This window comes from Hymenobacter daeguensis, assembly GCF_054780555.1.
In genome coordinates this window covers 39,780-60,239 of record NZ_BAAGWC010000011.1, presented here as the reverse complement: position 1 = coordinate 60,239, position 20,460 = coordinate 39,780, and the positions used below count along the sequence as shown (strand labels likewise).

Below are 20,460 nucleotides of genomic sequence, written 5' to 3'. Positions count from 1 at the left end.
ACAGCATACGGACAAAACCGACTCAACGGTGGAAGTTTTCAGGGGTTTTTCTTCAACAAAATCCCTAAAAAAAGCAGCCGGCTCTGCGCCGGCTGCTTTAGAAGTTTGCGTTGGAAAGCCGGGCTTACTTAAACAGGGCCAGGGCCTTGATGAAAGTTTGCGACACGCCCCAGGCCAGGGGCAGGCCCACCACCAGCCAGGCCAGCACCACCGAGCCGCCTGCGCCGGCGTCGGCATGGGTGGGCGAGGCAGAAGAATTGGGTTGCGGATTCATATCGAAGTCGGGTTAGAAGTTGAAAGACTGGGCTTTAATGCGCTCCGGGCTCTATCGTGACCGGGCCTTTTTCGTAGTACCGCTCGTTCACGGCATGCACCATGATGTTGGCCAGGAAGCCCACCACCAGCAGGCCGGCCATGGTATAAAACACCGTTTGGTAGGCCGCCGCGCCGGCAAAGCCTTGGGCCCTGCGGCTGTCGGAGAGGTAGTGCACGATGAGCGGGCCCAGCACCCCGGCCGTGCTCCAGGCCGTGAGCAGGCGGCCGTGAATAGCACCCACCTGAAACTTGCCAAACAGGTCGGACAGGTAGGCCGGGGCCGTGGCAAAACCACCGCCATACATGCTGATAATCACGCAGGCCACGGCCACAAACAGCGTCAGTTGCAGGTTGTGGCCCAGCGTGGGAATGAGGGCGTAGAGCACGATGCCCAGCCCGAAATAAATGGCGTAGGCCACTTTCCGGCCCAGCTTATCCGATGCCGACGACCAGAAAAACCGCCCCAGCAGGTTGAACAAGCTGAGCAGGCCCACAAAGCCGGCGGCGGCGGCGGCCGTCACGCCCTTGCCCGCGCCCATGGCCGTGTCCGAAAATGTTTCCTGAATGAGCGGCGAAGCCGTTTCGAGCACGCCGATGCCGGCCGTCACGTTGCAGAGCAGCACCACCCACAGCATCCAGAACTGCGGCGTTTTGATGGCGTTGTCGGCCGACACGTTGGCCGTGGTAATCATGTCGTTGTGCTCGGTGCTGGGCACGTAGCCGGCGGGCTTCCAGTCGTCGGCCGGCACACGAATGGTCCACACGCCGAACTGCATAAAAATCAGGTAGATGATGCCCATCACAATGAAGGTGGGCGCCACGCCCATCGGGGCCGAGGCTTTGAAGTGCGTCATCAGGTTGTTGGCCAGCGGCGAGCCAATCATGGCCCCGCCGCCAAAGCCCATGATGGCCATGCCCGTGGCCACGCCCTTGCGGTCCGGAAACCACTTAATCAGCGTGCTCACCGGCGAAATGTAGCCGATGCCCAGCCCGATGCCGCCCACGAAGCCGTAGCCGAAATACAGCAGCCAGATGCTGTGCAGGTGCACGCCCAGCGCCGCAATCAGAAAGCCGCCGCCAAAGCACAGCGACGATGCCAGCATGGCCTTGCGCGGCCCCACGCGCTCCAGCCACTTCCCAAAAATGGCCGCCGACAGGCCCAGCAGCACAATGGCGATGGAAAACGTGATGCCGATTTGCAGCGGCGTCCAGTCGTCGGGCGCGGGCTTGGCCACGTCGCCGCTGATGAGCGCGCCCAGCGGCTTGTTGAACACACTGAAGGCGTAGGCCTGCCCGATGGCCAGGTGAATGGCCAGCGCTGCCGGCGGCACCAGCCAGCGGTTGTAGCCCGGGCCCGCCACGGTACGGGCGCGGTCGAGCAAGGAAGAAGTATCGGCCATGAACGAATGGGAGTTTGGGATGAGAAGGAGCGACGCGTTGGCCGTCGTTGCCCGGCTTATTCGTCGCTGCTGAGCTTGCCGCCCGTCACATGCACCAGGCTGCCGGTCATGAATGAGCCGTCCTGCGAGGCCAGCAGCACGTAGGCGGGCGCCAGCTCTTCGGGCTGGCCGGGGCGCTTGAGCGCCACTTCGTGGCCGAACTTGGCTACTTCATTGCGCGGCATGGTGCCGGGAATGTTGGGCGTCCAGACCGGGCCGGGCACTACGCAGTTCACCCGAATGCCCTTTTCGCCCAGGTACAGCGCCAGCGACTTGGTCAGGGCATGAATGCCCGCCTTCGAGCAGGCGTAATCGACCAGCAGTGGAATGCCCACAATGCCCACAATGCTGCCCGTGTTGATGATGCAGTCGTCCTTTTTGAGGTGCGGAATCACCGCCTGTGCCATCCAGATGTAGCCCAGAATATTGGTGTCGAAGGTGCGGCGAATCTGCTCCTCCGGAATGTCCTCGAACTTCTCCTGCGCCATTTGAAAGGCCGCGTTGTTCACCAGAATGTTCAGCCCGCCCAGCTCGGCCAGCGTGCGGCGCACGGCCTGCTTGCACTGCTCCGGGTCGCGCACATCGAGCTGCAACAGCAGGCACTTGCGCTTCTCTTTTTCCACCAGACGCCTGGTTTCTTCGGCGTCTTCCAGGTTTTCGTTGAAGACGACGGCCACGTGGGCTCCTTCCTTGGCAAAAGCAATGGCCACGGCCCGGCCAATGCCCGAATCGGCCCCGGTGATGATGGCCACTTTGTCTTTGAGCTTGCCGGCGGCTTTGTAGTTGGCCAGGTCCGAGTCGGGCTGCAGCTTCATATCGGCCTGTTTGGCCGGGTAGGGCAGCTTCTGGGCAGCGGCTTTCATGTCTTTGGCCGTGGGGCGGCGTTCGGCTTTGGGCCTGGCAGCGGCCTTGGCAGCAGGTTTCGGGGCGGCGGGCGTAGCCGCAGGCTTCTTTTTGGTGGGCATAGCAGCGTTCGAAAGTGTGGACTGCTGCTTACGCGAAAAAAAGCGGAACGGCTACCGTTTGAGGCCGTTCGCCGGCCGAGGCACTACAGCCGGCGCAGCACCACGCGGCGGTTGCGGGGGCGCTGGGCGGGGTCGGCATTGTCGGCCACGGGCTGGGTGCCGCCGTAGCCTTTGGGCTGAAGCTGGGCCGTGCCCACGCCGTGGGCCGTGAGGTAGAGGCACACCACCTCGGCGCGCTGCTGCGAGAGCTGGCGGTTCAGTTCGGCATTGCCCACATTGTCGGTGTGGCCCTGTACCTCGAAGCGCAGCTCCGGACGGGTGCGCAGCCCGGCGGCCAGCGCATCCAGGGCGGTGCGCACGGGCGGCAGCAGCACGGCTTTGCCCTGGTCGAAATACAGGTCGGGCAAGGTCACGGTGCTGCCCACGGCCAGCGCCGAGAGCGAGGCCGTGGCAGCGGAGTCAGCCAGCCGCACCGTCGGTGCTGAGGACGGTAGAACCGCTGCCGGGGCCGCCACGGCCCTTGTAACAACCACTGGTTTCGGCGCGGGCGTCGGGCGGCGCGTGGGTATGGGGGCCACTGCTGCCGGGCGGCTGGGTGCCACGGCCGGCGGCGCAGCAGCGGCCCGGTCCGGCGCCGGCGGCTGAACTGGAACTACCGCGCTGGTGGCAGCCGGGGGTGGGGTGCGGCTATATAAAAAGTCGCTGGGAATTGGCCCTGCTTTAGGCGTCTCGGCCATTTTGCCCCAGAAATTATGCCACGAGGAAGGCGGTGGTTTCACCGGCACATCGGGCCGCTCCCAAGTAATGAAAATGCGGGTGTCCAGGCCGTATTGGCAGTAGTCAACCCGCAGGTGGTAGGGCTCGCCGGCCCGCAGCTCAGCCGTGGCAGTGTATTCGCTCAGGGGTTGCCCGCGCCACTCGTTCAGCAGCATGCGGTCGTTCAGCCACAGCCGAACCCCGTCGTCGACGGTCACATGGAAAATGTATTTGCCGCTGGCCGGCGGCACCAGCCAGCCCGTCCAGCGCACCGAAAACGCTTCGGCCGGCATGCCCGGCGCGGGTGGCTGGTGGCCCCAGTTAAAATTGATGGTGGCGTCGCGCCGGGTCAGGACATACTTGTCGAAATCCGTTCCTTCGTAGTAGTCGCCCCGGATGCCATCACCCGTGGGCAGAGGGGCCTGTGCCCGCGCAGGCATCCCCGGCCGCAGCACCCCTATAAGCAAGAGCAGCACCCCAAAACGCCGATTATACATGTCAGCCATGTTGCAGTAACGGCAAGCCCAGTGCTTTTGGTATTGGCTTTCGGTAACTGTAATCCGGTGCCCCACCGCCTACTTAAACTCGTTGCCGCAATGAAAGCAGTGATACCGGTTGCCACGTACCGGAAACCGCAGCAGCACCGACAGCAAAGACTCCCAGAAACCGTAGGTGTTGCGCGTGGCCGCCCCATACGCCACATTTGAAGAGCCGCAACGGGGGCAGCGCGGCGTCACCGGGTCGGGCGCATCGGCGGCGAAGGACGCGATATCGGGCCCGGTGGCCAGCGGCACGGGCTCGTCGTGCAGTATTTCGAGCGCCAGCTCCGCGTCGCTTCGGCGCACGTACAGGCGCACCCCACCCGTGATGGGGCTGTAGAGCGGCAGCAGCGACACCAGATTCTCGTTGCTCAGAAAGCACGGAATACCTGCCGCCTCCAGTCGGGTGCGCGCCAGATTGGCCGCCATCGGCTCGTAAAACGATTCGAGGAAAACGATGGAATCAGAACCGGCCACGGAAAGCAATTATCAATTAAAAACCATGCGTTATGAATTGGCAGGGAAACAAGCTGGTGGCGCAAATGCAAAGCACGGCCACCAGTTCATAACTCATACTTTTTTAATTCATAATTCTATTTCGGCTGCTTCCTGGTCGCGGCATCGATGCCCTTCACCGCGCGGCCCGCCTGCAGGCTCACAAACTCAGCCTGGCGGGCGCGCACGCGCACTTCATCGCGGGCGGGCATGTCGAGGCGCACCTGCTTCAGCTGGTCGTTCAGGCGCTGGTACACGGCGCGGGCGTAGTCCCAGTCGCGGTCGGTCCAGGTGGCGCGCTGGGTGCGGGTTTCGCGCACCAACTGGCCGTAGGCGGCCGGCAGGTCCTGCGGCGTGAGGGAGTTGATTTGGCCATTATACGGGCCCATCAGCCTGGCTTCCATGGCCAGCTCCTGGCGCGGGTCGAGGGGCCGGGCGCGGCGGGCGCGGTTGCTGGCGTTGTAGGTAGCGGCACCTTTGCCAATCCGGGCCAACTTGCGGGTGGCGGTGCGGGCGGCGCTGTCCAGCTCGTGGCCGGCTTTGCGGGCCACGGCCCGGCGCTCGTTAGGCGTGGAATCACAGGCGGTGAGCAGCAGAGAAACGGCCAGCAATGCGCTGCCGAAGGGCTTCAGGCCCAGCCCGGGGTTATTGAGTACACCTTTCATGGCACAAAGCAGTTAGGAGGCCGCAAAGTACGCCCGGCCGTTGCGGCTCTGTACTATTGCGCCAGCCGAAAGGTTAGCGTCAGCTCATATTCCACGGCCACGTCCTTGCCGCCAATCTGGGCCGGAATCCACTCGTCGGGAATGGTTTTGGCCACGCGCAGCGCCTCCTGGTCGCAGCCGCCCCCAATGCTGCGCAGCACCCGGTGCGCACTGGCCTTGCCCTGCTTATCAACCACAAAGCCAATGGTTACCTGGCCCTGAATGTTGCGCTCCTGGGCCAGCTGCGGGTACTGCAGCTGCGTGGTGTAAGCGGCCAGCGCGGCATCGCCGCCAATGAACAGCGGCGGACGGTCCACGGCGTGGCGCTGCCACTGGCCGGGCGTCAGCTCGGTGCTGTAGAGCGCATCGTTGCCGGGCCGATAGTACACCAATTGCCTGGCCGTGTGGTCGTAGCGCTGCACAACCACCATTTCCTTCGACGGCGTAATGCCGTAGTATTCCCACACGCCCACTTTGGTGCGCCGGTCGAGCATGCCGCTTTCCCATTTGGTGGTGTGCATCTTCTGCGCCCGGGTGCTGAGCGCAAACCCCAGCAATAGCATTAGCTGAAAAAATCGATAAGTAGAACTATTCATAGCGGGATAGGGGGTGTAAGATAGAACGGTTAGCTCATTTGGGCTTCCCAAACGTTTGGGAGGTCGAAGGTAGTAAAAGTTCTATTTCCGTTCAACACCCGCGCCCGGTTTCTATTCTGCGCTAGCCTGCCCGCGCAGGCAGTCATGCTACGGGTATAAGTTTATTTTTCAACCATAAAATGTTTATTATAAGAATTTTGATGATAATATTCGGCAATCGGAATGAATAAATTTCGGGTGATAATATCATGAGCCTGGTCCGGCCAAATGGGTAAGCACTCTGCGTAGCGTTTTATTTTGCCCGGTGAGCGGCACGGCCCTCAATACGCGGGTTACGGGCCCGGATAAGCTGGCTCCGGAGGCTGAAAACCCTGACTGCTAATTGAATTATAGTGATAGGCAGCGGCGACGACGGCGCTGCCATAGCTATTGCCGGAGCTGCGGAAACAGCCTGAAATAAGCCCGGCCGGCGGCGCGCCAGTGGCGGTCGCACTGCGGCGCAAGGCGCTGGCTGCCTGCGTGGTAGTGCAACCGCCGTGGCGCGCCGCCGGCCGGGCGTTTCGGGTCGGCAAATGCCTTAAAACAGCTCGGCGGCCACCCGCCGGATGCTCTCCGACTTGCCCATGCTGTAGTAGTGCAGGCAGGGCACGCCGTGAGCCATCAGCTCGCGGCTCTGGTTGAGGCACCACTCGATGCCCACGGCACGGGCCGCCTCGTTGTCGCGGCACTGGCTGATGGCTTCCACCAGCGGCTCGGGCAGGTTGAGGAAGAAGGCCCGTGGCAGCATGGTGAGCTGGCTTTTGGTGGTGAGCGGCTTCAGGCCGGGGATGATGGGCACGGTAATGCCCGCGTCGCGGCACTTCTGCTCAAACTTGAAAAATTCCTCGTTGTCGAAGAACATCTGCGTCACGATGTAGTCGGCGCCCCGGTCCACCTTGTGCTTGAGGTAGCGGATATCGGAGGCGTAGTTGGGCGCCTCGAAGTGCTTCTCGGGGTAGCCGGCCGTGCCGATGCAGAAGTTGGTGGCCCAGGTATCGTCCTGTTCCTCATCCAGATACTCGCCCTTGTTCAGGTTGGCCACCTGGCCGATGAGGTCGCAGGCGTAGGCGTGCCCGTCGGGCTCGGCCTTGAACACGCCTTCTGATTTAATCGGGTCGCCGCGCAGGGCCAGAATGGAATCGATGCCCAGGAAATGCAGGTCAATCAGCGCGTTCTCCGTTTCCTCCTTGGTGAAGCCGCCGCAGATGAGGTGGGGCACGGTGTCCACGTCGAAGCGGTTTTTGATGGCCGCGCAGATGCCCACGGTGCCGGGGCGGCGGCGCACGGTTTTCTTCTCCAGCAGGCCGTTGGGGTGGTGGCGGTACACGTACTCCTCGCGGTGGTAGGTCACGTCGATAAACGGCGGCTTGAACTCCATCAGCGGCTCAATGTTTGAGAACAGCGTGTGGATGTTTTCGCCCTTTTTGGGCGGCAGCACCTCGAAGGAGAAGAGAGTTTTGCCGTTGGCGCGGGCGAGGTGGTCGGTAACTTTCATGTGAGGATGTAGGGACGCGCCATGGCGCGTTCGGGGCTTTGGACAGTTGGTGGTGGGCGGCACGGTTGGTGGGCACGCGCCCGAACGCGCCATGGCGCGTTCCTACGGTTTGGGCTCGTAGTTCAGGTTGGGCATCAGCCAGCGCTCCAGCTCAGCCAGGGGCATATGCTTGCGCCGGGCGATGTCGGCCACCTGGTCCACGCCAATGCGGCCGAGGCCGAAATAGCGCGAATCCGGATGCGCGTAGTACATGCCGCTCACCGACGAGGCCGGGTACATGGCCAGATTTTCGGTGAGCGAGATGCCGGTTTTGCCTTCCGCATCGAGGAGCTGAAACAGGGTGATTTTCTCGGTGTGGTCGGGGCAGCCGGGGTAGCCGGGGGCGGGGCGCACGCCGCGGTATTTCTCCTGCACGAGGTCTTCGTTGGTGAGGTGCTCGTCGGGCGCGTAGCCCCAGAACTCGCGGCGCACCCGCTCGTGCAGGCGCTCGGCAAAGGCTTCGGCCAGACGGTCGGCCAGGGCCTTCACCATGATGCTGGAGTAGTCGTCGTGGTCAGCCTCGTATTGCTCGATGAGCTTTTCGATGCCGATGCCGGCCGTTACGGCGAAGCCGCCCAGGTAGTCGGCGCGGCCCGATTCTTTCGGGGCCAGGAAGTCGGAGAAGGCAATGTTGGGTATGGTTGGCCCTTTCTCGCCCTGCTGGCGCAGCGTGAAAAACTCGGTGGCTACGGTTTCGCGCGAGTCGTCGGCGTAGATTTCGATGGTGTCGTAATCCTTCGTATTCGCCGGCCAGAAGCCCAGCACGGCGCGGGCCGTGAGCAGCTTCTCGTCGATGATGCGCGTGAGCATGGCTTGCGCATCGGCGAAGAGCTTGGTGGCGGCTTCGCCCAGCGTTTCATCCTCCAGAATGCGCGGATAGCGGCCCTTCAGTTCCCAGGTGTGGAAGAAGGGTGTCCAGTCTATGTATTGGGCTAACTCGGCGAGGTCGTAGTCTTCGAGCACCCTGGTGCCGAGGAAGCTGGGCTTGGTAATCGAAACCGTGTTCCAATCCGACTTAAAGCCGTTGGCGCGGGCGGCTTCGATGCTGAGGTAGCTTTTGTCGCGCTGGCGGCTGGCGTAGTCGGCGCGGAGGGCGGCGTAGTCGTCGGCCACGGTCTGGGCGTAGGCGCGCTCCCCCGAGCCGAGCAGACCGGCCGCCACGCCCACCGAGCGCGAGGCATCGTTGACGTGCACCACCGCGCCGCTGTAGGAGGGCGCAATTTTCACGGCTGTGTGCAGGCGCGAGGTGGTAGCGCCGCCGATGAGCAGGGGCACTTTCATGCCGCGCTTTTCCATGGCCTGGGCCACGTACACCATCTCATCGAGGCTGGGCGTGATGAGGCCGGAGAGGCCGATAACGTCCACCTGCTGCTTCTGCGCTTCGTCGAGAATCTTTTCGAGCGGCACCATCACGCCGAGGTCCACGATGTCGAAGTTGTTGCAGGCCAGCACCACGCCCACGATGTTCTTGCCGATGTCGTGCACGTCGCCCTTCACCGTGGCCATCAGGATTTTGCCGGCCGTCTGGCGGTCCGAGCCCTGCTTGTCGGCCAGCAGGTACGGCTCCAGGTAAGCCACGGCCTTCTTCATCACGCGGGCTGATTTCACCACCTGCGGCAGGAACATCTTGCCGGCCCCGAACAGGTCGCCCACCACGTTCATGCCGGCCATCAGCGGGCCTTCGATGACTTCCAGCGGCCGGCCTACCTGCTGGCGCACTTCCTCGGTATCCTCGTCGATAAATTCGGTAATGCCCTTTACCAGCGCGTGTTGCAGGCGTTCCTGCACCGGCAGGCTGCGCCACTCGTCGGCTTTCACCTCGGTCTTGTCCTTCTGCTTCACCGTGTCGGCAAATTCCACGAGGCGCTCGGTGGCGTCGGCGCGGCGGTTGAGCAGCACGTCTTCGACCAGCTCCAGCAAATGGGGCTCGATTTCGTCGTACACGCCCAGCTGGCCGGGGTTCACGATGCCCATGTCCAGGCCGGCTTTGATGGCGTGAAACAGGAAGGCCGTGTGCATGGCCTCGCGCACCACGTCGTTGCCGCGGAAGGAGAAGCTGATGTTCGAAATGCCGCCGCTGGTGAGCGCGCCGGGCAGGTTGCCCTTAATCCAGCGCACGGCCTCAATGAAGTCGAGGGCGTAGTTGCGGTGCTCGTCCATGCCCGTGCCCACGGTCAGGATGTTGGGGTCGAAAATGATGTCGGACGGGTCGAAGCCCACTTCCTTCACCAGGATGTCGTAGCTGCGCTGGCAGATTTCGATGCGGCGTTCCAGCGAGTCGGCCTGGCCGTTCTCGTCGAAGGCCATGACCACCACGGCCGCGCCGTACTGGCGCACCGTGTGGGCGCGCTCGCGGAAGGCGGCTTCGCCTTCCTTCAGCGAAATCGAGTTCACGATGCTTTTGCCCTGCACGCATTTCAGGCCGGCCTCCAGCACGCTCCACTTCGAGGAGTCAATCATCACCGGCACCCGCGCAATGTCGGGCTCCGAGGCGATGAGGTGCAGGAAGGTCGTCATCACCTGCTCCGAATCGAGCATGCCCTCGTCCATGTTGATGTCGAGTACCTGCGCGCCTTCCTCCACTTGCAGGCGGGCCACGGCCAGGGCTTCCTCGTAGGCGCCGGTGCGGATGAGGCGGGCGAAAGCACGCGAGCCGGTCACGTTGCAGCGCTCACCCACGTTCACGAAGAGGCTGTCGGACGTGATGTTGAAGGGCTCGAGGCCGCTCAGACGGGTGGCGTTTGAATGAGGAATGAGGAATGAAGAATGAGGAATTGCCCCATCCGTCAATTCTTCATTCTTCATTCTTAATTCTTCATTGCCGAATTGTCGAAGCTGACGCGGCGCGTAGCGAAGCGCCAGCTTCGACAATTCGGCAATGTGCTGGGGCGTGGTGCCACAGCAGCCACCCACCACCGTCACGATGCCTTCCTTCAGGTATTCTTCCACCAGGGCGGCGAATTCCTGGGCCGACTCGTCGTAGCCGCCGAAGGCGTTGGGCAGGCCGGCGTTGGGGTAGGCCGAGATGTGCACGTCGGAAATGCGGCTCAACTCCTGCACGTACTGGCGGAGCTGGTCGGCGCCGAGGGCGCAGTTCAGGCCCACGCTCAGCAGGGGCAGGTGGCGGATGCTGTTCCAGAACGCCTCCACTGTCTGGCCCGAAAGCGTGCGACCCGAGGCGTCGGTGATGGTGCCCGAAATCATGACCGGCACCACCCGTCCGCCTTCGTCGAAGAACTTCTGCACGGCGTAGAGGGCCGCTTTGGCGTTCAGGGTGTCGAAGATGGTTTCGATGAGCAGCGTGTCCACGCCGCCATCCACGAGGCCGCGCACCTGCTCGAGGTAGGCGGTGGCCAGCTCATCGAAGGTCACGGCGCGGAAGCCGGGCCGGTTCACGTCGGGCGAGAGCGAGGCGGTGCGGTTGGTGGGGCCCACGGCCCCGGCCACGAAGCGCGGGCGCTCGGGCGTGCTGTACTCGTCGGCGGCCTCGCGGGCCAGGCGGGCCGACTCGTAGTTCAGCTCATATACAATGTGCTCGAGGCCGTAGTCGGCCTGCGCGATGGTAGTCCCGCTGAAGGTGTTGGTTTCCACCATGTCGGCCCCGGCGGCGAAGTATTCGGCGTGGATGCCCTTGATGATATCGGGGCGCGTAATGCTCAGCAGGTCGTTGTTGCCGCGCAGGGGCTTGGGGTGGTCGGCAAAGCGCGCGCCGCGGAAATCCTCCTCCGTGAGCGGATGGCGCTGAATCATAGTGCCCATGGCACCGTCGAGAATCAGCAGGCGCTGGCGAAGCAGCTCGGGGAGGCTGTAGCGCGAATTTTGTAGCTCGCGCTCCGGGGCAATGGTGGGCGGGTTGGGGGCGGAAACGGACATTTCTTTCTGGTCGAATAGCTGCGTAAGCGCGTATCCAGAAAGAAACCCGTGCGCAGGCGCTCGGTTCCGGCTGTCATCTTCTTTCACCAAAACAGCGGTGAAACGGGAGTTGGCACCTACTCGCGGTAGGTTGCCAAGACGTCATCGGGCCCGGTCCCTCGGTCTTTCTGGATAGCAGCGCAAGGCGAAGATACAACGCTGCGCTTAATGAGGAATGAAGAATGAGGAATTGGAATCTGGAAAGTGCTTTCGAAATTCCTCATTCCTCATTCCTCATTCCTCATTCCTCATTCCTCATTCCTCATTCCTCATTCCTCATTCCTCATTAAGCCGAAGGCGTTACAGCGCCCAGGCCGGCCACACGCTGCCCGCCGCAAACACGGCCGGCTCCGGCGGCAGCTCCAGAAAGGCATCGGCCCCCACCAGCCCCATCATGTCGCCGGAGCCGCCTACGCGGAGCGGGGTGGCTAAGCGGCGTCCCTCCGCGTCCACGGCCAGGCGCACGGGCACGAAGTGGGTGAGTTGGGGCTTGAAGTGAATATCCACGGTGAGCACGGCTGGTGCAAGGGCTTCAATAGTCGCTGTTTCGGCCGCGCCTTCGGGCTGCTGCACGGCGCGCAGCCAAGGCCGCACGTAGCGGCCGGCCGTGATGAACGTGGACACCGGGTTGCCGGGCAGCCCGAACACCACCGGCCCGCCGGCCCGGGCCCCAAACCACAGCGGCTTGCCGGGGCGCTGCTGCACCTCGTGGAAAATTTCCACCACGTGCAGCTCGCGCAGCAGGCCGGGCAGGTGGTCGGCGCGGCCCTTGCTCACGGCTCCGCTCAGCACCACGGCATCGAAGCCGGCCCCGAGGATTTTGGTAAGCCCATCGCGCAGCTCTTCCAGCGCATCGGGCAGGTGAAAGAGCGAAACATCGGCCCCGTCCTGCGTCAGAAGCGCTTGCAGGGCATACGCGTTGGAACGCCGAATCTGGTGCGCCAGGGGCGTTTCGGTAATGCCCACCAGCTCGTCGCCGGTGCTCACCACGGCCACGCGGGCGGGGCGCGTCACGCGCAGTTCGGCCGCGCCCACGGTGGCGGCCACGGCCAGCTCGGCGGGCCCCAGGCGGGTGCCGGGCAGCAGCAGGACGTCGCCGGCGCGGCGGTCGGCGGCCTGGTGATGGATGTTGACGCCGGGCGTTTCAGGCGGCGGAATCTGGATGGCGGCGCGGCCGTCATGCAGCAGAATATCCTCGTAGCGCACCACCACGTCGGTGCCGGCGGGCAGCACGGCGCCGGTCATCACCTCCACGGCCTGCTGCGGATTGAGCAGCGGGCGGGACGGGGCGCCGGCATACTGCGCGTGCTGGATTTCGAATTCCGTCTGCCCGCCGGCCCAGGCGGCGTGGGCCACCGCAATGCCGTCCATCGCCACGCGGTTGAAGGGCGGGAAGTCGCGGTCGGCCGTGAGGGTTTCGGCCAGGATGCGGCCGGCGGCGTGGGGCAGCGGCACCGTTTCGGGCGCGAGGGGGCGGGCGGTGGCGAGGACGCGGGCAGTGGCTTCGGCAGGGGAGAGCATGGGCGGGCAGTGTGGTAACGACGCATATTTGCGTCACTCGTTGGGCAAGGGGACGGCCTGCATAGCGAGCTATTGCAGTGGCAGTCAAACAATCGGCGGCTGGAGTTAGCTATTAGCAACGCCACAATGGCCGATTAGCGGCTTCGCCATTTCCAACGATTCGGCGCAAATATGCGTCTCTACGTCCTATGCTGACCAAGAACTTTACCCACGTCAACGCCGCCAACCAGCCCACGATGGTCGATGTCGGCCAGAAAACGCCTACCCGCCGCGTGGCCCGCGCCCACTGCCGCGTGGTGCTGGGCGCGGAGCTGCTGAGCCGCGTGCAGGCCGGCGAAATGCCCTCGCACAAGGGGCCGGTGATTCACACGGCCATCCTGGCGGGCATCATGGGAGCCAAAAAAACGGCCGACCTCATCCCGCTCTGCCACCCGCTGGGACTCGATGACTGCAGCATCACCATCGAGCCCGAGGGGGCCGATGCCCTGCGCGTGGTGTGCACCGCCGTGGTCACGGGCCGCACCGGCGTGGAGATGGAGGCCCTGACCGGGGCCACCGTGGCCGCCCTCACCATCTACGACATGTGCAAGGCCTTTTCGCACGATATTACGATTGATAATGTGCAGCTTATCGCCAAAACCGGCGGCAAGAAGGATTTTAATCGGTTCGAAAATTCGTAAATTCCCCCATGGATAGTCTGCCCAGCTCAAACGTAAAACGCTTCAAACACGCTGCCCTCACCCGCCCCGACGTGGGCGAGTTTGGCCGCCACGAACTCGCCATGCTCGGGGCACCCTGCGGCGAAATTCAGGCGCTGGTGGCCCGGCTGCTGCCGCTGCTGGCCCCGGCGCTGCGCGTGGCCTACGTGGATGCCGACCACGCCGCCGGTGATGCCGCCACCGAAGATGCTGGTGCTGCGCTAGCCCAATCCATGCCCTACGTGGCCGAAAACGGCCTCTCGGCCGAGCTGGTCGATAAAATTACCCACCGCCAGCTCAACCTGACGCGGACCCTGGACCGCTTCACCCAGCCCGAGTTGCTGGCCCACGAAAGCGTGGTGCTGGTGAACGGCAACCACTTCCGCGCCCGCCAGCAGGTCGTCATCGTGGACCCGCGCAAGCCGCTGGACAAGAAGCTCGACCGCCTCACCGACGTGCGCCTGATTCTGCTGGCCGAGGGCCAGACGGAGCTGCCCGCCGTGCTGGCCGGGCACCTCAGCGCCGCCCCGCTGCCGCCCGTGCTGCGCCTGGCCGAAACGGAAAAAATAGCCGCCTTCATCCGGCAGTGGTATGCCCAGGCGGTGCCGGTGCTGCGCGGCCTCGTGCTGGCCGGCGGGCGCAGCGAGCGCATGCAAACCGACAAGGGCGCGCTGCACTACCACGGCCTCGACCAGCGCCAGCACACCGCCGCGCTGCTCAGCGAGTTCTGCCCCGATGTGCGCGTATCGGTGCGCCCCGACCAGGCCGGTGCGCTGCCCGCCGGCCTCACCGCGTTGCCCGATACGTTTCTGGGCCTCGGCCCGCTGGGGGGCATCCTCTCCGCCTTCCAGGCCGACCCGAACGCGGCGTGGCTGGTGCTGGCCTGCGACCTGCCCTTCCTCACCCGCAACACGCTGGAGCACCTGGTAAGCAACCGGCAGCCGGCGCGCATGGCCACGTCGTTCCGTAGTCCGTGGGATGCGTTTCCGGAGCCGCTCATCAGCATCTGGGAGCCGCGCAGCTACGGGCAGCTGCTGCGGTTTCTGAGCCTAGGCTACTCCTGCCCGCGCAAGGCCCTGATTAACTCCGACATCGAGTTGCTGGCCCCGCCCGCGCCCGAGGAGCTGCGCAACGTGAACACGCCGGAGGAGCGGGCCGCGGCCGAGCAGGAGCTGACTCGCTAGTGATAGCGCATTTGTCATCCTGAGCGCAGCGAAGGACCTTCTCACACGTGAATAAATCGCTCAGGCGTGAGAAGGTCCTTCGCTGCGCTCAGGATGACCGGTGGACTTAGCCTGAGGCAGGTTCCTACGCCATCATGGCCTCCCGCTCCCTGATGCGCAGGTCGTTGTTCACGGCCGTGGGCACCACCGTCACCACCACGTATTTCGAGGTGGGCGTGTTGCTCACTTTGGCCACGCTGCCGATGGGAACCAGCGGGTTAGCCTCCGGGAAATAGGCGCAGACGTTACCTTTCGGAATGTCATACGGCACGGCCACGAACTTCTCCACGCGGCGCTCCTCGCCCTGAAAGTGGCTGGTAATGTCGATGAGGTCTTTGGCTTTAATGCCGCGCGCGGCCATGTCGGCGGGGTTCATAAACAGCACGCGGCGCTCGCCGTGGATGCCCCGGTACCGGTCGTTATACTCGTAGATGGTGGTGTTGAACTGGTCGTGCGAGCGTACCGTCATCAGCACCAGCTGGTCGGGCTCCAGGGCGTACTTCTCCAGCGTGGTTTTGGTGAAATGGGCCTTGCCGTCGGGCGTGGTGAACTTGCGCTCGCGCGGGCCGTTGGGCAGGTAGAAGCCGCCGGGCCGGCGCAGCTTCTGGTTGAAATCCTCGAAGCCGGGGATGACGCGGGCAATGTGGTCGCGGATGACGTCGTAATTCTCCGTCATGGCCACCCAGTCGGCAATGTTGGTTCTCTCGCCCAGCGTGGCAATGGCCATGCCGCTGATGATGGCCACTTCGCTGAGCTGTTCGCCGGCCAGCGGCGTCAGAATGCCCTTGTTCTGGCTCACCACGCCCATCGAATTTTCACACGAAGTCATCTGGTGGCCCGACTTCTGTCTGTCGATATCGACGTGGGCGAAGGTGGGCAGCAGCAGGCTGGTTTCGCCGGTGGTGAGGTGGCCGCGGTTGAGCTTGGTGCCCACAAACACGGTCAGCTTCTGCTTGCGCATGGCTTCGGCAATGACTTCGGTGTCGGGGCCGGCGGCCAGCAGGTTGCCGCCCAGGCCGAAGTACACCTTGGTGTGGCCCAGGCGCATGGCCTTGATGGACTCCACCACGTCGAAGCCGTCCTTGGTGGGCGGCGTGAAGTTGAACTCCTTCTGCAGCGAATCCAGAAAGGTTTTCGGCATGCGCTCCCAGATGCCCATCGTGCGGTCGCCCTGCACGTTGGAGTGGCCGCGCACCGGGCAGGTGCCCGCGCCGGGCTTGCCGATGGCGCCCTTCAGGAGCTGCAGGTTCACGATTTCCTGAATGGTCTGCACGCCCTGGCGCTGCTGCGTCACGCCCATGGCCCAGCAGGTGATGATTTTCTGCTTGGTGGCAATGAGGTTGGCCGCTTCCAGCAGCTGCGCCCGCGAGATGCCGCTGATTTCCTCAATTTCCTCCCAGCTGGTGGTGCGGATGTTCTGCTCAAAATCGGCAAAGCCGACCGTGAATTCATCCACAAATTTGCGGTCCACCACCTGGCCGGGGTTCCGGTCCTCGGCCTCCAGCAGGTGCTTCATGATGCCGCGCAGCAGGGCCATGTCGCCGTCCACCTTCACCTGCAGAAACACGTCGGTAATCTGCGTGCCGTCGCCCATGAGCGCGCCCAGCGCCTTCAGCGGATTCATGAAATCCTGCGGGTTGCGGAAGTGGTTGAGGCCGGCCTCGATGAGCGGATTCACGGCAATGATTTTGGCCCCGTTCTTCTTGGCAATCTGCAGGGCCGTGAGCATGCGCGGGTGGTTGGTGCCGGGGTTCTGGCCGATGATGAGGATGACCTCGGCCTCGTGCAAATCGTTGAGCGTCACCGAGCCTTTGCCCAGGCCCAGCGTGGGGCTCAGGGCCGAGCCGCTGCTTTCGTGGCACATGTTGGAGCAGTCGGGCAGGTTGTTGGTGCCGAACTGCCGGGCGAAAAGCTGGAACAGAAACGCCGGCTCATTGGGCACCTTGCCCGAAGTGTAGAACACGGCTTCGTTGGGCGAGTCCAGGGCGTTCAGCTCCCGGGCGATGAGGTCGAACGCATCGGGCCAGGCAATGGGGGAGTAGTGGTTGTCGCCGGGGCGCTTCACCATCGGGTGGGTGAGGCGGCCGGCGTTGTTCTGGTCGCGGTCGGTCATGCGCGAGAGCTCGGCCAGGCTGTGCCGGGCGAAAAACTCCGGCCCGGCGGCCCGGTCGTCGGCATCCGAGGCCGTGGCCTTCGCGCCGTTCTCGCAGAACTCGGCTACGGAGCGGTGCTCGTCGGGGTCGGGCCAGGCGCAGCTCGAGCAGTCGAAGCCGTCCTTCTGGTTCAGGCCCAGCAGGGCCTTGGTGCCGCGCCCCACGCCGCCCTCCGTCCAGCTGAACTGCATGGATTTGATGACGGCCGTGACGCCGGCCGCTACTTTCTCACGGGCTTCGAGCCGCAGGCCGGTCAGGGCTTCGGGCGGCTGGGCCAGAATGGGGTGCTCGTACTTGGCGTTGGCAACGTCGGGGGCGGGGATGTGGGCGTGCACGTGAGTATCCTGGGGTTCGGTGCGGTAATGGTCGGGCGCGGGGGCGCTGCCCTGGTTGGGGCGCTCGCCGCTTTTGGGGGCGTTTTCGGCCTTTTGCTCGTGGGCCTTGCCGGCCTGGCCGGGGTCAGATTTGGGAGAATCTTCCATTGTTTTAATTATGAATTATAAATTATGAGTTATGAATTTGTTGAGGAATGCGATGAGTTGTTTTGGTGCGAGCTGGAACCGATTTGCAGGCATGCATTCGCCATAGGCTCAATTCATAACGCATAATTCGAAATTCATAATTGGCACTAGTGCCGGCAGTCCAGGTCCTTCTCAACCAGAATGCGGAGATGCTGGTTTTCAGCCAGTGGCAGGGTGTGCGAGAAGCCATTCTGGTCGGTTTCGACCCATTCTTTGGCCATCGCAAACGGCACCAGCACGGTGAGCGCGCCCGGCTCGTAGTGTACCTGCACGGGCTCTTCGTTGGGGAGGGTCTGGGCGGGCTCGGAGCCGCGTTCCAGGGCGTAGGTCAGGCGCTGCCCGGGGCTGAGGCCGAAATGCACGGCCCCTTCGACGCGGCCGGTTGCGGCAAATTCATCCAGCTCACCCTGGGATAAGCGCAGGCGTAGCGTGTCGTCTTCGATGCGGAGTTTCATGGGGCGGGATTTTGGGTAAAAGTTAAACGGTGAGGATGGAAAGCAGTTACCCGGCGGTGCGTATTTTCTGGCGGCGCGAAGTACAGTTACCGCCGAGGACGCAGAGGTTTTCGCGGAGGTTCGCAAAGCTGTTGCGGCGCGACTCAGCGTGCCTCCGCGCCCTCGGCGGTAACCTCCGCCTGTAGCCGCCAGCCGTGGCTGTAGATGTTGAACCGCTCGTCGCGCACGAAGCCCAGCACCGTCATGCCGAAGCTCTCGGCCGCCTGAATGGCGAGGCTGCTCGGTGCGCCCACGGCCGCCAGCACGCCGATGCCGGCCGCCGCCGCCTTCTGCACCAGCTCGAAGCTGACCCGGCCGCTCACCAGCAGCAGGTGCTGGTGCAGCGGCAGCCACCCGGCCAGCAGCGCGGCCCCAATCACCTTGTCCAGGGCATTGTGCCGGCCCACGTCTTCGCGCAGCAGCAGCAGCTCGCCCGCCGGCGAAAACAGCGCCGACGCGTGCTGCCCGCCCGTCTGCTCGAAGCCGGCCTGAGCGGCGCGCAGCTTTGCGGGCAGCTGGTGCACCGTTTCGTAGCGCAGCTGCGGCCCGGCGGCGGGCAGCACCGGGCAGCTGGCGGTTCGCACGGCGTCGATGCTGGTTTTGCCGCACACGCCGCAGCTGGAGCTGGTGTAGAAATGCCGCTCCAGGGCTGCGAAATCGACATTAACATGCGCCGCCAGCTCGGCGCGCACCACGTTGCCGGCTTCTTCGGCCTTCTGCACGTCGGGGCAGGGAATGACGCCCAGCAGGTCGGCTTTGCGGTGGATGAGGCCTTCGGTGAGCAGGAAGCCGGCGGCCAGCTCCTCGTCGTGGCCGGGCGTGCGCATGGTCACCGACAAGGTGCGGTGCAGGCGCTGGCCCTGGGCTTCGTAGCCCACGCGGATTTCCAGCGGCTCCTCGGCGGCCAGCTGGTCGGAGGCGGGCACGGGCGGGCCGCTGCCGCTCACTTTTTCGATGGTGGCGAATGCGTAGCTGGCGGCGGGAAGCAGAATGGCGGGGTCCATGGGTGGGCAGGATGCTTTGGTGAGGTAGAAAAGTAGAACGTCATGCAGCGCGCAGCGAAGCATCTTGCCCGCAGTCAGTAAACCAATCGTCAAATGAAAAGGATTAGTAGCGGTGGGCAAGATGCTTCGCTGCGCGCTGCATGACGTTCTTTTTCGTGTGCCGTTCTTGTGGCCCAATCCTGCCCCTGCCCGCCGCCTATGAAACTTCGCAATCTCACCCGCAACCTTACGCTTTGGGTGCTGCTGGCCATTGTGGCCGGGGCGCTGCTGGGCCACTTCCGGCCCGCTACGGCGGTGGCGATGAAGCCGCTGGGCGAGAAGTTCATCGAGGTGGTGAAGCTGTTTATCAACCCCATTATCTTTCTCACCATCACGCTGGGCATCAGTACGATGGGCGATTTGAAGAAAGTGGGGCGCATCGGCGGCAAGGCCTTGCTGTACTTCGAAATCGTGACCACGCTGGCGCTGCTCATTGGGGTGGGCGTGGCGGCGCTGGTGCGGCCGGGCGCGGGCGTGAGCACGGGCCGGCTCGATACCGGGAAGGTGGGCGAGTACACCAAAAAAGCCACGGAGTTCTCGTGGGGCCACTTCCTGGCCGATAACCTGACCTTGCAGGTGCTCATCGTGGCCATTGTGCTGGGCATTGTGCTGAGCAAGTATGCCGGCCGCAAGCCCATCATCCATTTCCTGAAGGAGTGTTCGAAATACGTGTTTCGCGGGCTGCACCTGGTGATGCTGCTGGCGCCCATCGGCGCGTTTGGCGGCATGGCCTTCACCATTGGTAAGTACGGCATTGCCACGCTGCTGCCGCTGGGCAAGCTCATGGCCACGGTTTATCTGACCATGGGCATGTTCGTTTTCCTGGTGCTGGGGGCCATTCTGCGCTACTGCGGCATTGGCATGTGGTCGTTTCTCAAGTACATCAAGGCCGAGCTGCTGATTGTGCTGGGCACGTCCTCGTCCGAAGCCGGCCTGCCGGGCCTTATGGAAAAGCTGGAAGGCATGGGCTGCGCCCAGCCGGTGGTGGGGCTGGTGGTGCCCACGGGCTACTCCTTCAATCTCGACGGCACCACGATTTACCTCTCGCTCTCGACCCTTTTTCTGGCCCAGGTGTTTCACGTCGATTTATCGGCGGGCCAGATTCTGACCATGATGGGCATCCTGATGGTGACCTCGAAGGGCGCGGCCGGGGTAGCGGGCAGCGGCTTTGTGGTGCTGGCCAGCACGCTCACGGCCATGAAGGTGATTCCGGTGGAGGGCCTGGCGCTGCTGCTGGGCGTGGATAGGTTTATGAGCGAAGCCCGCTCCATCACCAACTTTATCGGCAACGGCGTGGCCACCATTTTCCTGGCCCACACCGAAGACGCCCTCGACCACGAAACGGCCGTAGAAGCGCTGGGCAAGCGCCTGCCGCCGCTGCGCCTGCGCCGCCGCAAGGGCCTCACCAGCGGCGAGTACCTGGGCGAAGTAGCCGAGGAAGCCGCCAGCCCCGGTCCGACGGCGCAGCCGTCCGACCGGTTGTCATCAGAACGATAGCCGCACCAGCCGGCAC

At 63.9% G+C, this 20,460-nt stretch carries 16 protein-coding genes and 1 riboswitch; of the genes, 3 read left to right on the top strand and 13 right to left on the bottom strand.

Features of this window, described 5'->3' with window-relative positions; genetic code table 11:
- Positions 1–124: 124 nt before the first annotated feature.
- The 10 genes from ACYVHT_RS13515 to ACYVHT_RS13470 form a co-directional block, all read right to left on the bottom strand.
- Positions 125–274, bottom strand: a complete 150-nt coding sequence (locus ACYVHT_RS13515) for an MFS transporter small subunit (protein ID WP_460552526.1) — start codon at positions 272–274, stop codon at positions 125–127.
- A gap of 34 nt (positions 275–308) precedes the next feature.
- The gene (locus tag ACYVHT_RS13510; RefSeq protein WP_460552523.1) at positions 309–1,715 is read right to left on the bottom strand and encodes an OFA family MFS transporter; all 1,407 of its coding nucleotides are present in this window, start codon (positions 1,713–1,715) and stop codon (positions 309–311) included.
- A gap of 56 nt (positions 1,716–1,771) precedes the next feature.
- Entirely contained in the window at positions 1,772–2,617 is an 846-nt protein-coding gene (locus ACYVHT_RS13505; RefSeq protein WP_460552815.1) for an SDR family oxidoreductase, read from the bottom strand.
- A gap of 185 nt (positions 2,618–2,802) precedes the next feature.
- Positions 2,803–3,972 carry a PA14 domain-containing protein gene (locus tag ACYVHT_RS13500; protein ID WP_460552520.1) on the bottom strand — a complete coding sequence of 390 codons (1,170 nt, stop codon included), beginning with the start codon at positions 3,970–3,972 and terminating at the stop codon, positions 2,803–2,805.
- Between the two features lie 78 nt (positions 3,973–4,050).
- Complete coding sequence (locus ACYVHT_RS13495) at positions 4,051–4,491, bottom strand: putative signal transducing protein (RefSeq protein WP_460552517.1); 441 nt, start codon at positions 4,489–4,491, stop codon at positions 4,051–4,053.
- 116 nt (positions 4,492–4,607) lie between these two features.
- On the bottom strand, positions 4,608–5,174 hold the full coding sequence (locus tag ACYVHT_RS13490; protein ID WP_460552514.1) for a hypothetical protein: 567 nt from the start codon (positions 5,172–5,174) through the stop codon (positions 4,608–4,610).
- A gap of 53 nt (positions 5,175–5,227) precedes the next feature.
- Entirely contained in the window at positions 5,228–5,809 is a 582-nt protein-coding gene (locus ACYVHT_RS13485; RefSeq protein WP_460552512.1) for an energy transducer TonB, read from the bottom strand.
- Positions 5,810–6,386: 577 nt separating this feature from the next.
- Positions 6,387–7,343, bottom strand: coding sequence for a methylenetetrahydrofolate reductase (metF, locus tag ACYVHT_RS13480; RefSeq protein WP_460552509.1), 957 nt, complete (start codon positions 7,341–7,343; stop codon positions 6,387–6,389).
- 102 nt (positions 7,344–7,445) lie between these two features.
- Positions 7,446–11,255, bottom strand: coding sequence for a methionine synthase (gene metH, locus ACYVHT_RS13475; protein ID WP_460552506.1), 3,810 nt, complete (start codon positions 11,253–11,255; stop codon positions 7,446–7,448).
- 70 nt (positions 11,256–11,325) lie between these two features.
- A riboswitch (SAM riboswitch) is annotated at positions 11,326–11,433 on the bottom strand.
- A 161-nt stretch (positions 11,434–11,594) separates the two neighbouring features.
- Positions 11,595–12,815, bottom strand: a complete 1,221-nt coding sequence (locus ACYVHT_RS13470; protein ID WP_460552503.1) for a molybdopterin molybdotransferase MoeA — start codon at positions 12,813–12,815, stop codon at positions 11,595–11,597.
- Between the two features lie 188 nt (positions 12,816–13,003).
- On the opposite strand from ACYVHT_RS13470, the gene moaC reads away from it, so the two are divergent.
- A complete protein-coding gene (moaC, locus tag ACYVHT_RS13465) occupies positions 13,004–13,495 on the top strand; it encodes a cyclic pyranopterin monophosphate synthase (RefSeq protein ID WP_460552500.1) in 492 nt (163 codons plus the stop codon).
- Positions 13,496–13,503: 8 nt separating this feature from the next.
- Positions 13,504–14,697 carry an NTP transferase domain-containing protein gene (locus tag ACYVHT_RS13460; protein ID WP_460552497.1) on the top strand — a complete coding sequence of 398 codons (1,194 nt, stop codon included), beginning with the start codon at positions 13,504–13,506 and terminating at the stop codon, positions 14,695–14,697.
- Positions 14,698–14,821: 124 nt separating this feature from the next.
- Here the strand turns inward: ACYVHT_RS13460 and ACYVHT_RS13455 are convergent, their stop codons facing one another.
- The 3 genes from ACYVHT_RS13455 to fdhD form a co-directional block, all read right to left on the bottom strand.
- Entirely contained in the window at positions 14,822–17,371 is a 2,550-nt protein-coding gene (locus ACYVHT_RS13455; protein WP_460552494.1) for an FdhF/YdeP family oxidoreductase, read from the bottom strand.
- Between the two features lie 146 nt (positions 17,372–17,517).
- Positions 17,518–17,865, bottom strand: a complete 348-nt coding sequence (locus ACYVHT_RS13450; RefSeq protein WP_460552491.1) for a DUF7009 family protein — start codon at positions 17,863–17,865, stop codon at positions 17,518–17,520.
- A gap of 143 nt (positions 17,866–18,008) precedes the next feature.
- A complete protein-coding gene (gene fdhD, locus ACYVHT_RS13445; protein ID WP_460552488.1) occupies positions 18,009–18,908 on the bottom strand; it encodes a formate dehydrogenase accessory sulfurtransferase FdhD in 900 nt (299 codons plus the stop codon).
- A gap of 198 nt (positions 18,909–19,106) precedes the next feature.
- Here fdhD and ACYVHT_RS13440 point away from each other — a divergent pair, with 198 nt between their 5' ends.
- Positions 19,107–20,444 carry a cation:dicarboxylase symporter family transporter gene (locus ACYVHT_RS13440; RefSeq protein WP_460552485.1) on the top strand — a complete coding sequence of 446 codons (1,338 nt, stop codon included), beginning with the start codon at positions 19,107–19,109 and terminating at the stop codon, positions 20,442–20,444.
- The last annotated feature ends 16 nt before the right edge of the window (positions 20,445–20,460 follow it).